This window comes from Bacteroides sp. AF25-38AC (genome assembly GCF_003602995.1).
In the GTDB taxonomy this organism is placed as follows: Bacteria; Bacteroidota; Bacteroidia; order Bacteroidales; family Bacteroidaceae; genus Bacteroides; species Bacteroides uniformis.
In genome coordinates this window covers 45,019-59,676 of sequence record NZ_QTMD01000003.1, presented here as the reverse complement: position 1 = coordinate 59,676, position 14,658 = coordinate 45,019, and the positions used below count along the sequence as shown (strand labels likewise).

9 protein-coding genes are annotated in these 14,658 nt (G+C 50.2%); 6 read left to right on the top strand and 3 right to left on the bottom strand.

What is annotated here, in order from left to right:
• Positions 1–2 precede the first annotated feature (2 nt).
• Positions 3–767: a 4-hydroxy-tetrahydrodipicolinate reductase gene (gene dapB / locus DWY55_RS03090; protein WP_005833852.1), complete on the bottom strand. Its 765-nt coding sequence runs from the start codon at positions 765–767 to the stop codon at positions 3–5.
• A 96-nt stretch (positions 768–863) separates the two neighbouring features.
• On the opposite strand from dapB, the gene DWY55_RS03085 reads away from it, so the two are divergent.
• The 4 genes from DWY55_RS03085 (at position 864) to DWY55_RS03070 (ending at position 6,625) form a co-directional block, all read left to right on the top strand.
• The gene (locus tag DWY55_RS03085; RefSeq protein WP_005826054.1) at positions 864–2,138 is read left to right on the top strand and encodes a DUF2851 family protein; all 1,275 of its coding nucleotides are present in this window, start codon (positions 864–866) and stop codon (positions 2,136–2,138) included.
• A gap of 77 nt (positions 2,139–2,215) precedes the next feature.
• Positions 2,216–2,728, top strand: coding sequence for a hypothetical protein (locus DWY55_RS03080; protein WP_005826053.1), 513 nt, complete (start codon positions 2,216–2,218; stop codon positions 2,726–2,728).
• Positions 2,729–2,842: 114 nt separating this feature from the next.
• Complete coding sequence (locus DWY55_RS03075) at positions 2,843–3,532, top strand: DUF6250 domain-containing protein (protein WP_005826049.1); 690 nt, start codon at positions 2,843–2,845, stop codon at positions 3,530–3,532.
• A 6-nt stretch (positions 3,533–3,538) separates the two neighbouring features.
• Positions 3,539–6,625 (top strand): chondroitinase family polysaccharide lyase, encoded by a 3,087-nt coding sequence (locus DWY55_RS03070; RefSeq protein WP_117878307.1) that lies wholly within the window; start codon positions 3,539–3,541, stop codon positions 6,623–6,625.
• A 208-nt stretch (positions 6,626–6,833) separates the two neighbouring features.
• Here DWY55_RS03070 and DWY55_RS03065 read toward each other — a convergent pair whose 3' ends face one another.
• Together DWY55_RS03065 and DWY55_RS03060 are read right to left on the bottom strand one after the other, a co-directional pair.
• A complete protein-coding gene (locus tag DWY55_RS03065; RefSeq protein ID WP_005826046.1) occupies positions 6,834–7,802 on the bottom strand; it encodes a tRNA-dihydrouridine synthase family protein in 969 nt (322 codons plus the stop codon).
• 2 nt (positions 7,803–7,804) lie between these two features.
• Positions 7,805–8,938 (bottom strand): glycoside hydrolase family protein, encoded by a 1,134-nt coding sequence (locus DWY55_RS03060; protein WP_008662105.1) that lies wholly within the window; start codon positions 8,936–8,938, stop codon positions 7,805–7,807.
• Between the two features lie 194 nt (positions 8,939–9,132).
• On the opposite strand from DWY55_RS03060, the gene DWY55_RS03055 reads away from it, so the two are divergent.
• Together DWY55_RS03055 and DWY55_RS03050 are read left to right on the top strand one after the other, a co-directional pair.
• Positions 9,133–11,613: a polysaccharide lyase family 8 super-sandwich domain-containing protein gene (locus tag DWY55_RS03055; protein WP_117878305.1), complete on the top strand. Its 2,481-nt coding sequence runs from the start codon at positions 9,133–9,135 to the stop codon at positions 11,611–11,613.
• A gap of 8 nt (positions 11,614–11,621) precedes the next feature.
• Positions 11,622–14,267 carry a glycoside hydrolase family 2 gene (locus DWY55_RS03050; RefSeq protein ID WP_005826042.1) on the top strand — a complete coding sequence of 882 codons (2,646 nt, stop codon included), beginning with the start codon at positions 11,622–11,624 and terminating at the stop codon, positions 14,265–14,267.
• Positions 14,268–14,658 lie beyond the last annotated feature (391 nt).

Genomic DNA, 14,658 nt, shown 5'->3' with positions numbered 1-14,658 from the left:
TTTTAGTCTTTTAAAAATGGAAACAAGTCACTCATTCCCAAAGCACCTTCGTGCTTGGCGGTATATTCGGCAGCAAGGACAGCTCCCAAGGCAAATCCCCTGCGATTCTTGGCATCGTGGGTGATAGTGATGCTGTCGGCTTCGGAGTCGTAGCGGATGCTGTGGATGCCCGGTACTTCTCCTTCGCGGATAGAACTTATGGGTAGCTCATTGGCTGCACATTCCGTAGAGCCCGAAACGGTTCCGTCGGGAGCCTGGAAAGTTCCTTCTATCCATTTGTCCTTACGGTCGAGATTCTCCAGAATACCTTCGGCAAGCGTGATGGCCGTTCCGCTCGGAGCGTCCATCTTGTGGATGTGGTGCGTTTCGCTCATTGTCACATCATAGGCAGGGAATTGGTTCATTATCTTTGCGAGGTACTTGTTGACGGCAGAGAATATGCTTACTCCCAGACTGAAGTTGGACGACCAGAACAGTGTCTTGCCGCCTTCGGTACAAAGTCTCTTCACTTCGTCTCCATGTTCCGCCATCCAGCCCGTACTGCCGGATACCAGTTTGACCCCGGCGCGGAATGCCTTCATATAGTTATTGTATGCAACCATGGGGTTGGTGAACTCTATGGCAACGTCGGCGCTCTTGAAGGCTGCCGATTCAAAGTCTTCCTGATTGTCGACATCGATGATGCTTACAATTTCGTGTCCGCGGCCAAGGGCTATTTTCTCGATTTCCTTGCCCATTTTTCCGTAGCCGATTAATGCGATTTTCATTGTTTCTATCTGTTTTTATTTAGTTTATCAACAAACTATAGGTCGCAAAGATAATCTTTTTCTTACATTTGTGCTCAACATTAACGTCTTGTTAACATGGAACAACTACTGCATTATGTTTGGAAGCACAAAATATTTCCTTTGTCATTGCTCCAGACAACCTCCGGCCGGCCGGTAGAAGTGATAGATCCCGGTTTGCCGAACATGAATGCAGGCCCCGATTTTTTTAATGCCAAACTGAAAATAGACGGTACGCTCTGGGTGGGCAACGTCGAAGTGCATACGCAGGCATCAGACTGGCTGCTCCATAGGCACGACCGTGACAAGGCGTATGATACCGTCATCCTGCACGTGGTGGGCGAATCGAATTGTGATGTGTACCGCACGAACGGTGAGCTGGTTCCCCAGATGGTGCTCACTTGCCCCGACACTGTCCGCTTGCGCTATGAAGAGCTTCGGCAGACAGAGATTTATCCTCCCTGCTATTCCATCCTTGCCTCCCTCCCAAAGCTGACCGTCCATTCCTGGCTGTCCGCTTTGCAGGTAGAGCGTTTTGAGCAGAAAGCATGCGTCATATCCCAGCGGCTCGAACGCTGCAATCATCATTGGGAAGATGTTTTCTTCATTACTCTTGCTCGTAACTTCGGCTTCGGGCTGAATGGGGATGCTTTCGAGGCATGGGCAAACCGCCTTCCATTCCGCGCCGTAGACAAGCATCGGGACAGTCTGTTTCAAGTGGAGGCTTTCTTCCTGGGGCAGGCAGGCCTGCTGGAGGAGGTCTCGGCAGAGGCAGATGATTATTATTTGATACTTCAGAAAGAGTTCCGCTACCTGCAACACAAGTTCGAGCTGCCAGCTCCCATGTCTGTTGAGCAGTGGCGGTTTCTGCGTCTTCGTCCCGATAACTTTCCACATGTACGCCTCGCCCAGCTTGCCTGTCTGTATCACAAGGAGCAGTCGCTCTTCTCGCGTGTTATGGAGGCTGAAACGCTGGAGGCGGTGAAGAAGATACTGGCTGCCAAGACTTCCGCGTATTGGGAGGAGCACTTCAATTTCAGAAAGGTTTCACCCCGGAGGGAAAAGCGGGTAGGGGACGGTGCCTTGAATCTGATTGCCATCAATACGGTCATCCCGTTTCTTTATGCTTATGGCCTGCACAAGGCCGATGACGTTTTGTGTGACCGTGCCACCCGTTTCCTTGAATCCTTGAAGGCCGAAAACAATCACGTAACCCGACTTTGGGATGGTGCCGGTTTGCCGGTATCTACCGCTGCCGATTCGCAGGCTCTGCTTCAACTTCAAAAGGAATATTGTGACAAGAAAGACTGCTTGCGTTGCCGGTTTGGTTACGAGTATCTGAAACATAGATGATAATAATTATCGCCCCATAGCCTTAGCATTTTATTACTTTTATATTATCTTTGCGCATTGAAAAATAATCCGAGTATATGAAGGCTATCCGCTTTGTTTTTTGTCTGTTTGCGGCACTCATGCTGACGACTCTCAATGGTCTGGCTGCCGAAGAGGAGGATTTCAAGACATTTCTCCAGAAATTCACGTCCAGTGCTTCATTCCAGTATTCCCGAATCAAGTTTCCTTTGAAGTCTCCCATCGCCCTCTTGAAGGATGACGGTGAGACGGAACAGACTTTTCCCTTCACCCGCGAGAAGTGGGCATTGCTAGACGAAGAAACGCTGAAGGAAGGACGTACTACCGAAGAGGAGGGAGGTACCTATATTTCTCACTTCACTGTCAATGAGCCTGCCCATAAAGAGTTCGAAGCAGGCTATGATGAATCAGAACCTTCCCTTCGTGTGGTCTTTGAACTGACGGATGGCAAGTGGTATGTCACCGACTGCTATAACGACTGGTACAACTTCGATCTCCCTATCAATGAACTGGAAGAAACTATTCAGGCGGTACAAGAGGAAAACAAGGCTTTCGAAGAACTTCATCCTTGATGAAGTGGGGGCAGAAATCCGCCTCAATCATTATTTTATCCTTCTTCTGTACGATTTATGCCCCTCTTTTTCCAAAAAGAGGGGTTTCTTTGTACCGTACTAATACATTGAAATATGCGGTTACAACTTCTTTTGATGCAACTTCTCTTATGTGTCCTCCCCGGTATGGAGATGGGCGCTTCCTGCCGGCTTACCGCCTGGGTCGTGGAGGATTCTTCCGGAAAAGTGGAAATTACATGTATCGGCGATACGATGGATATTGTATCTCCGGACGGGCTGTCCCTTTGGTATAAGGAACGGTTGACGGGAAACTATGAGATTACCTACCGGGTACAAGTGGTGGTTGAGAATGGTAGCTACGACCGTCTCAGTGACTTGAATTGTTTTTGGGGGGCCGATGACCCCCGGCATCCGGATGACTTCTTTGCCCGCAGTGCATGGCGCAACGGCGAGTTCAAGAATTACAATACGCTGGACCTTTACTATGTGGGCTACGGCGGTAATGATAATGGAACTACGCGTTTCCGTGAATACCATGGAGAGTATTATGGAGTGGACGATGCAAAGATTAAACCCATCTTGAAAGAGTATACCGATGCCGCCCACCTTTTGAAGCCCAACCATTGGTATGAAGTTAAAATCCGTGTGGAGAATGGAGCCACCACTTATGCCATGGATGGTGAAGAGCTTTTCAGCTTACCGGTTGCCGATGGCAAAGGAGACGGCTATTTCGCCTTACGGTTGTGGCAGAACCACGTACGTTTTGCAGATTTCCAAGTAGCAAATATCGATAACCTTAAATAAACAGACATGATGCAATTCAGTAAATGGAAAATAGGAGCGGTAGCGCTCGTTTGCATGTTGCTGCCGGGCAGTGTACATGCACAAATCGTGAAGAATGAGCGCTTGCTTTCTTTTGAGGAGAAGCAGGTTCCGGCGTTTGTCACTACGGCAGCTGGTTCGCAGTTGGGCATTAGCGACGAACATTATAGGGATGGCGACCACAGTTTGAGCTGGACTTTCGAGCCGGGTGCCGCACTGTCTATCAAAAAAGACTTGAAGTTTGAGAAGAAAGACCCGACGGGGAAAGACACCTATCTTTCGGCTTTCATCGTATGGGTGTACAATGAGCAGGCCCAGGACAAGCAGATTCGGTTCGAGTTCCTGAAGGATGGCAAGGTATGCACCTCTTTTCCTTTTGGCATCAACTTTACCGGTTGGCGCGGAGCATGGGTATGTTATGAACGCGATATGCAAGGCACCCCGGAAGAAGGGATGGACGAAATCCGCATTGTAGCCCCCGACGTGAAAGGGAAACTCTTTTTCGACCATCTGATTACTGCCAGCAAGGTAGATGCCCGCCAGCAGACTGCCGACTTGCAGGTACCGTTTGTAAATAAGGGAACCACCAACCACTGGCTGGTTATCTACGAACACTCCTTGTGGAAACCGGACATCCCTCTGACAGACGTGACCGAGGCGCAGAAGCAGGATATACGGGTTATGGAGAAGCGTTTCCGCGGCATGCTCTACACACCTTCCGCGCTTTCGGACAAGGAGATGCAGTCCATCCGTGAGAAGTATGATTTTTATCGGATTACCTACAAGAACGGCAAGGTAGCAGGACGTCCTATCTATTTCGTACGTCACTCCGAGGCATACGAACGTATGGTACCCGATTGGGACAAAGATATGTTCTCCAGACTGGGGATAGAGATAAGCGACTATTTCAACCTGATGAAACGCGTCGCCATCGCCTACAACAATGCGGAAGATGCGGCGCTGAAACACGAGTTGAAGCAGAAATTCATCGCCATGTACGATAACGCCACCGACCAGGGTATTGCCTACGGCAGTTGCTGGGGGAATATCCACCATTACGGATATAGTATGCGCGGTCTGTTTGTGGCTTATTTCTTGATGAAGGACGTGTTGCGTGAGGTAGGTAAGCTGGAAGAGGCGGTACGTACGCTCAACTGGTATGCCATCACCAATGAGGTATATCCCGAACCTGCCGTCAACGGTATTGATATAGATACGTTCAACACCAAGTTGCAAGGCCGCATAGCCAGCATTCTGATTATGGAGGATACACCGGAGAAACTGCAATACCTGCGTTCCTTCTCCCGTTGGCTGGACAAAGGCTGTCTTCCTGCGCCGGGATTGGCCGGTTCTTTCAAGCCGGACGGTGCCTGCTTCCATCATTGCAACAATTATCCTGCTTATGCAGTGGGCGGTCTGGACGGTGCCACTAATATGATTTACTTGCTGAGTGGTACCGAGTTCCGCCTGTCCGAGCAGGCACACGAGACGGTGAAGAAAGTGCTTCTCACCATGCGTTTCTATTGCAACCTGAAGCAATGGTCTCTCTCCATGTCCGGACGCCATCCCAACGGGGGAGGAAGTCTGATACCTATCCAATATGCCACGATGGCCATTGCCGGTACGCCGGATGGCAAGCAGAAGTATGACCCCGAAATGGCCGCTGCCTATTTGCGCCTGGTTGCCTATACAGAAGCTCCGGACAAGAATGCGCCCGACTATCTGCCGAAGGCTTCCACTCGCCACGAATTGGAGATGAAGAAGTTGCTTGAAGCCCAAGGCTTCCGTCCGGAACCCGACCCGCAAGGCAATCTGGCTTTGGGTTACGGTTGTGTATCCGTACAGCGTCGCAGCAACTGGGCTGCCGTAGTACGCGGACATTCCCGTTACCTCTGGGCTGCCGAGCACTATCTCCCCGCCAATTTCTATGGCCGTTATCTGGCACATGGCAGCATGCAGATTCTTACCGGAAAAACCGATGAAATGGTTACTTTTGCCACCAGTGGCTGGCAGGAGGCCGGTTTCGACTGGAATCGTATTCCGGGTGTCACGAGCATTCATTTGCCTTTCGACCAGCTGCGTGCCCGGGTATTGAATGTCGATACCTTCTCCGGCATGGAGGAGATGCTCTATTCCGACGAAGCTTTTGCCGGCGGTTTGTCCCAAGCACATCTGAACGGTAACTTCGGTATGGTGCTGCATGAACATGATAAGTATAACGGTTCTCACCGTGCCCGCAAGTCGTTCCATTTCTTCGACGGCACCATTGTATGCCTCGGTACGGACATCGAAAACCTAAATACCGAATATCCAACGGAAACCACCGTGTTCCAGCTTGCCGCCACCACTCCCGAAACCCGCCGGTACTGGGAGTCCTGTCAGAGTGACGGGCAGACTTATATAGATCCCAACGGCGTAGGTTATTACATTTCCAAAGCCTCCCGCCCTGATGCCCGCTACGAGAAGAACTTCCCGCAAGTGACCGTGGGCGAGCGTAGCACCAAGCCCACTTCCGGCGACTGGGTGTCCTTGACATTACAGCATGGCAAAGCCCCGAAAGGCGCTTCCTACGAATATGCCGTGCTACCCCACACGGATGCCGCCGCTTTGGAGGCATTCGCCAAGAAACCCACTTACAAGATTCTCCAACAAGACCGCAACGCCCACATTGTGCGTTCTCCGGCAGACGGTCTTACTTCTTACGTCTTGTTTGAGACTCCGCAAGCTCTGCCCGACGGCGGATTGTTGCAGAAAGCCGATACATCGTGCCTTGTCATGATACGCGAATATAAGGACAAGCTTCTGCTGACTGTTTCCCAGCCCGACTTGGCCTTGTATCGTGGTCCGAGTGACGAGGCTTTCGATAAAGACGGAAAACGTATTGAGCGCAGTATCTATTCACGCCCGTGGACTGACAATGAGAGTCAGGAGATTCCCGTAACCGTTACTTTGAAGGGACAGTGGAAGGTTGCCGAGACGCCCTATTGCAAGGTGTTGTCGGCAGACAAGAATCAGACTGTGCTGCGCTTTACTTGCCGGGATGCTGCAAGCTTAGAGGTAGAGCTAAAGAGGTAGGGAGAGTATAGGTTAGACATTGATACTGAATACCCACAACACCCGGATGTTTTACCCCATAACATCCGGGTGTTGTGCTATAAAACATGGGGATGTTTTGGGGTAATACATCCCCATGTTTTGGGTGAATACATCCGGGTGTTGTGGGTATTCGGTATAGGAGTCTTAGCCTTTCTCTCCTATAGAGAAAGATACTGGAAACGGTTGTTTAATATGTTCCGAGCAGATTGCTTACTGCTGACTGATAGTTTGCCAGTTTGCTGGTCTTATGAATGGTCTTTCTCGCTTTGCGGTCTCCGTCCGGCAATAGGTACTCCCAGAAACTTTTCATTTTCATTAATAGCTGTGCCTCACCGCCTTGCAGTAGCTCTTGATAGGCGTTGAAGACCTCGGTGTGTAGTTGTCCCACTTTTTTCGCCATTTCATCGGAAGAAATCGGGGTTCCTTGCTTGTATTCCAGCGCCAGGGCAGGATTGGCGAGTAGCCCGCGGCCGATGACGATACCTGCCAATCGGGGGAACCGTGTGGTGATAGAACGGATATCATTCGCGGTATGCAGGTCTCCGTTGTAGAACAGAGGGTGGGTGCACTCTTTGTAGAAAGCTTCAAATCCCTCCAGGTCTACCTCTCCTTTGTATTGCTGCTTGCCCAGACGCGGGTGCAGGATGATGTGTGCGAGGGGGAGTTCGTTGAACAGCGGTAGCAGGGCAAGACACTCCTCTGCCTGCTCCCAGCCCAGACGCAGCTTCACGGAGAAACGGATGTCGGGATGTCGGTCGATGGCTTCGGAGAGCAGCGCCTTCACTTCTTCGGGATAGGGCAGCATGCCGCAGCCATTGTGGCGCCGGGCCAGCATCGGAAAAGGACAACCCAGATTGATGTCCGCTTCCTGGTATCCTTTTTCGATGAAAAGGGACATTATGTGCTCCAGCTTGTCCGCATCCGGAGCAATGAGCTGGGGGATGAGGTGCAGGTCCGGGTTGTTGTCCGGCTCAATGTCACGGGCATCTTTCCGCCGGATTTCTCCGTGCTCCATGCGTACGAAAGGAGAGTAATAGGTCTCTATGCCGCCGAATATGCGTGCATGCGCCCGCCGGTAGACGGCATCGGTGTAGCCTTGCAGCGGGGCGAAGTGGATGGGTAATATGTTCTCGTTCATGGCTGCAAAGATACACATTTTTACTTCCGATCTTTGATGGGAATCACCATATTCCAAGAACGGGATGCATTTTCGAATCCTCCGGGCCCGTCCATCGTGGCAAAGAAGATGTAGGCAGGCTTTCCGTCCTCGAAGAGGATGAAGGGGCGTTCCAGTTGTCCTTGCTTCTCCACGCTGCCGTCTTCCCACTCCACAGTGAGCGAGTAGGCTTTCGGGTCTTTGTCCACCGTCCATTGGATGCCGTCTTTGGAATGTGCCATGACGCCTCCGCCCCGTTCGCCAGTAAACTTGGCTACATGGTCTTTGAAGATGGCATGATAACCGTTTGCATCTTTCCAGAGGAAAGGGTCTTCCGCTTCGCCCTGACCGTCTACTTCAAAGATGGGACAGTCATTGTTCAGCACTCGATAAGGGCCTTCTATGGTAGGAGCATAAGCCATTCCGAGGCTCATGGCCGAGTGCAGGTAACCGTTCGTGTAATGTCGCCCCTTGAATATCATCATCACCGAACCGTCTTCTTGAATGATAGGCGAGGGATTTGAGGTCAGAAAACTGTAGAAAGTATTGGGCTTGGTCTTCAAGATGGGCTCGTCCAAGCGTTTCCACGGACCGTAGGGCGAGTCGGCAACGGCCAGTCCCACGCGTTTGTTGGCGCGGGCAACGGTACACCAGGGGCTTTTCAGGGTGAGTTGTTCGTAAGTAGGGTCGGCAAAGGGGTGGGTGGAACCCATATAGATAAGGTAGTATTTCCCGTTCTGCCTCAAAATGCGTGGATTGTGTGTGGAGCGTCCGTCCCAGTATTGCGCACCACGGGCAGGGAGGGCCACTTCGCTGAACCGATAAGGTCCCTGCGGTATCTCGGATACGGCATGTACAATCTCCGAGGCTACCATCCATCCCGGATGGAACGGCAAGCTTTTGGGAAAGCGGGAAACGAACATATGGTACTTGCCGTCATCTCCTTTCACTACCGAACTTCCCCAGGCCCAATAGCCTTCGCACTCGAAAGCTGGTGTACGTGGAGCTTTGTCCAAGTGATGAAACAGTGGGTTTTCCGACTTCTGTTTCAGTTCTACCAGATTGTCCAGCTTCTGGGCAGAAGACGTTATAGCTATGAAAGCGGCAAAGAGAAAAAGCAGATGATGTCTTTTCATGGGGAGTGTTGTTAATAAGGTTATTATGATGAAACAAAGATAGCCAATCTTTTTATGCCTGTTGCCGCACTCAGCCAGTTCCGTACGAAAACTGCATCTGTTTTGTATGATTGCCGTCATTTCTTCCCTCTGCCTTTCATTATATTTGCTGAAAATATAATCGGACATTATACAATAACCAATACGATTCTAATATGCAGAGAAACCTTATTCTGACCATTCTCGGCCTTTGCTTGGCCGCAACCGCTTTTCCGCAGGAGAAGGAAACGCAGTTTGCTTTCAATAATTATCACCGTTACTACAACGAAGCCCGGCAGCGGGGGGATGCAGAGAAGGAGAAGTCCATCAAGGCTTTCCGCGCTTCCTTTGCGCAGCATCCTTACCGTTATCATTCCCTGGACACCCGGTTGAGTGCGCAGGAGTGTCTGGCACAACTCACTGCCGACGGTATCTTTTCTGGTTTAAGGGAGCAGGAAGAGCAATTCCGCAAAGAGAATGCCTTTCAGAAGCCTTACTCCAACCCGCAGGCCGAAATAGGCTTGTTCGTGGCGGATGCCTTCAACCGTATCTGGAAAGTAGCGGATGCCTATCGTAAAGGTGAACTGACAGAAGAGCAGGCCTTGTCCGGTAAAGTGCTGAAGGCAATCTTGCATTACGGCGATATCGAGGCAGGACGCCCCAATGACGGTCCCCGTTTCCATGCATCTTGCTTTGCCATACCTACGGCAGCGGTCAATACTTATTTCTGCTATCTGAAACAGATGGACGATGCTGAAGGTGGGAAAGGCGGCACATTGCTGCAAGAGGCGTGCGATATGTTGAAAACCATTGCCTTACAAGCTTGGACCCAACCTCTCCGCCACGACGAAACCGATGAGAATGTAGTTTCCATTTCCCGTTTCCGCAACCATGTGTGGTGGGTGGGCGGCAATGCATTGGCCTATCGTTCCCTATTGCCCGTGGCCGCCATGTACCGTTCCATTCCTATGATAGACTTGCTGGCGGAAGTTTGCCAGCGCGGTATCAGTATGACCTCCCAAACTACGTATTCCGATGCTTTCTGGACTGAGGGATTCACTGCCGACGGGGCAGGTTGGGGACATGGAAAGCAATGCCTGATTTGGGGCTATCCCATTGACGGGACTTCCAATGCACTTAAAATGCTGAATATGCTGAAAGGCTCTCCCTGGGCCAAGAATCTGGGCCGGGATAATGTGCAGGCACTTCTTAATTTCCTGCGTGGTGGTGCCTGGTATTATTATAAGGGATATCGCCTTCCTTGCCTGGACCGTGGCTCGTATGTATATAATCCCACAGAGCTTTCCATCCCTTATGCCGGAATGCTGGATAACCTTATCGGCAACTGGATGGACTCTTTCACCCCCGAAGAGCAGCGGGAACTGTTGCAATTGCAGCAAGAGGTGAAGAAGAATCGCATCACGATGGAGACGTATGCTCCGGGCGTCTATTCCGGTACCCGTTGGTTCTTCAACAACGACGACTTGATAAAGAAGACCCCCGACTATCATATCACGATTAATATGGCCTCTGTCCGTTGTGACGGACTGGAGAGTGCCGCCAGTTTTGCTGATGCCTACAATTTCTATCCGACGGATGGAATGACGTTGTTCCAGCGCAGCGGCGATGAGTATTTCCGGATTATGGGCGGTTGGGATGTCACCGCTTCCCCGGGTGTGACTGCACGCGAAGGCATGGACAAACTGGTTCCCGTAGAGAATTGGCGTGGTTATTGCAGCAGGAGTAATTTTGCTGCCGGTGCTACGGATGGCGGGAGTAATGCCGTTGCAGGATATATCTTCGAAAAGATGAACGCTTCTGCGAAAGAGGGTGTGAACGACAAGGGGAACAGTGAGGGTTTGAACGAGGTTCTTTATGGCTTCAAGGCATATAAGTCTTATTTCATTCTGGGAGATTACATGGTAGCTTTGGGTGCGGGCGTAACCAATAAGCGTCCTGAACTGGATGGGGAGATTCGCACCACCATCGACCAGACGGCTTGGACGGATGAAGTTTTCTCGATGAAAAGGGGAAAAATGGAGCTTGTCGCTTCCGGCACTCACTCGCTTTTGTCGGCAGATGGTACTCCCCTCTGGCTGGTGCAGAAAGGTAAGTTTGCCTATCGGATACTTCCTGAGTATACCCGTGAAGCATTTGTTACTTGCGAGACTCGTCCCACAGATTGGGTGAAGCGGAACAAGGTGAATGAAAAGAAACAAGGCTTGCCCTCAGAAGCCAGAATCCTCCGTCTGTGGGCAAATCATGGACAGCGTCCGGTTGATGATACCTATGGCTATGTGGTTTATGCAGGCCGGCAGATACCGTCGGATGAACTGCCGTTCCGGGTATTGCAGAACGATACCCTGGTGCAGGCGGTCTGCTCTATGGATGGAAAGGTGGTGGAAGCTGTCTTGTATCCCGGCAATAAAGGTTTGCAGGCAGAAGGTTTGTCTCTTTCCGCTTCTGCCCCGTGTGCGGTGCTGATAAGGGAAGAAGCAGGGGAGATTGTGGTTTCTGTCACCGATGCTTGCATGAATGCGGCTCTGAAAGGGATTCGGATTGTTCTCAATGGAAGGGAAATCAAAGTACCTATGCCGCAGGGGATGCTTTGTGGAAAACCGGCGGTAATACGTGTGGATAGAATGACAAATCAATGATATAGATTATGAAAAAGATTCTTTTATTAATTATTTTCTGGGCTTGCATCGGTGTACTGCAAGCACAAGAACACTTTTCTGCTGCCAGTTTTTATCCGGTGCCCAATTCCGGCCGCGAGGTATTGGACTTTAATCCCGGATGGCGTTTTCATCGGGGGGATATTCCTTTAAAAGCTGATCCTTTGCAACTGGATGACAGCAAGTGGGAGCTGGTAAACCTACCGCATACCGTACAGCTGGTTCCTTCCGAGGCGAGCGGTTCTCGCAATTATCAGGGGCCGGCCTGGTATTCCAAGCGTTTCACTGTCGATACTCGGTATCAAGGTAAGCGGTTGTCCCTCTATTTTGAGGCGGTTATGGGTAAAAGCAGCTTTTATATCAATGGTTACAAAGTAAAGGAGCACTTCGGTGGTTTTCTCCCGGTGAGTATAGATTTGACTGCTGTTGGTGTGCGTCCAGGTGATGAGGTAACCGTTGCCGTATGTGCTGATAACAGTGATGACCCTTCTTTCCCGCCGGGGCGCAAACAGTATACGATGGATTTTTGTGTATTTGGTGGCATCTACCGTGATTGTTATCTTATCTGTACCGGTGACGTGCATGTAAGCGATGCCAATGAGGCTGGCCAGGTGGCTGGGGGAGGCGTGTTTGTCAGCTATGAGGATGTGTCGGACCAAAAGGCTCGGGTGAATGTCAAGACTCATATCGTCAATGATAGAGAGAGTGGTTGCCGGGTGGTAGTGGAGTCAACCCTGCTGGATGCTGTTGGCAAGCAGGTGGCCAGTACAAGGAAAAGTCTCAGCTTGTCTGCCGGAAGTGATGGACACGTCATGCAGCAGCTCACTGTCAGAAATCCGTCTTTGTGGCATCCCGATACTCCGAATCTGTATCGGCTCCGCACCTCTGTCTATCTTAACGGCAAGCTGTGCGACGCTGTTGTTTCCCGTATCGGTATCCGAAGCATTGAGTTTCGCGGTGCCGACGGTCTCTATATCAATGGTAAGCCGTTCGGAGACAAGCTGATGGGGGTAAACCGCCATCAGGACTATGCTTATATCGGGAATGCCGTACCCAACAACCTGCATTGGCTGGACGTGAAGAAAATGCGTGATGCTGGTTTCCGGATTATACGCTCGGCACACTATCCCCAAGACCCTGCATTTATGGATGCCTGCGATGAACTGGGCATGTTCATTATTGTAGCCACTCCCGGCTGGCAGTACTGGAATCCGGAACCGGTGTTTGAAGAACGTATCCTTTCCGACATCCGTAATATGGTCCGTCGAGACCGTAATCATCCGTCTGTCCTTCTGTGGGAACCGGTACTTAATGAGACGGCTTTTCCGGAGTCTTTCGCACAGAATGCCTATCGGGCTACTCATGAAGAGTATCCGGCTCCGGGTTGCTATGCTGCCATTGATGACAAGAGCAAAGGAGCAATGGGATATGATGTAGTTTATACAGCCCCCAAGAACGAGGCGTTTTACCGGAATGCAGGCAAATCCTGCTTTACCCGGGAGTATGGTGACTGTGTGGATGACTGGAATTCCCACAATTCTTACAGCCGTGTGGCACGTGAATGGGGTGAAGAGCCACAGATTCGCCAGGCCCAGCACTATGCCCGCAAGGATTATGGCGGCTCTCTTACGGTTGATCAGTTCTACAAATCTCCTCGGGGGCATATAGGAGGTGCCTTGTGGCATTCGTTTGACCACCAGCGTGGTTATCATCCTGACCCTTTCTGGGGAGGACTGATGGATATGTTCCGTCAGCCAAAGTATTCCTATTACATGATGATGAGCCAGCGTGATCCGCACCTGCACTTGGAGCAGGCTGATAGTGGGCCGATGGTGTATATAGCTAATGCCATGACTCCTTTTTCCCCCGAGGATATAGTGGTTTATACCAACTGTGATAGTGTACGTGTCATTGTGAACGAAAAAGACACCCTTGTGCAAGTGCCGTTGCTGGAGGAGAAGGGGATTCGTCATCCTCCCGTTGTTTTTAAGGGTGCTTATAGCTTTGTGGATGTCCGGGCACTTCATCGGGCCGGGAAACCGGAACAATGTAGTATTGTGGCTGAGGGATTCCTGGATGGCAAGATTGTTGCTAGGACCAAGAATATGCCTTCCAAACGTAATGAACAGCTTGTACTGACTGTTGATTCTGGACTGCCCCTGCGTGCCAATGGTTCGGATATGGTCACGGTGATTGCTTCCATTACCGATAAGGATGGCTATGTAAAGCGCCTTTCTCAAGAAACCGTTATTTTTGAGGTGGAAGGAGAAGGAGAGTTGGTCGGTGGAAGAGAGGTAGAAGCCAATCCCCGTGTCAGTCGTTGGGGGACTGCACCTGCACTGATCCGTACAACAACGAAAGCAGGTACTATCAAAATAAAAGCACGTCTTTTGCATCCAGGTATACAGTTCCATCCCCAGGCAGTGATTGAAATAGCTACTTTGCCTGCGGAACGTGTAGCCTTGTATAGAGAGCTTCCGGTTCCGCAAAAGACGGAAATCTTTGGAAAAACTGAAGTCGGAGAGATTGACTTCAATGAAATAGAGCGCCTTGCCAGGGAAGAGCAGGAACGTATCAATGAAATGAAGCAGGTGGAACAGCAGCAACGCCACTTTGAAAGTACGGAAAAGAAATAGCATTTACTGGTATTTTTGTTTCTACACAAAAAAATAAAAACATCTGTCACGCTATCACGCAAAGGAGTATATATGTGATTATAAATTTATTAGGGTGTGATAGGTGTTTTTTCATACCTATCTATCACGCTCTAATGAGAGTATTGGAAATAGAGTGATATCGTTGTTTTATCTATTAGGGATAGTCTTATATTGTTAGTTTTCAGCATGAAGCTTTTAGTTTCCAGCTGGATGTCTTTTCCCTGATTTAGTTGGATGTTGTTTGGGTAGTATTACATTGTATTGATAAATAAAAGGGAGGAACCTCACGGCCCCTCCCTTTCGTACATATCAAATTGATTAAGGTCTATTTGATTTCTTGATAAATAAGGTTAGAAGTTTTGTGTTATTA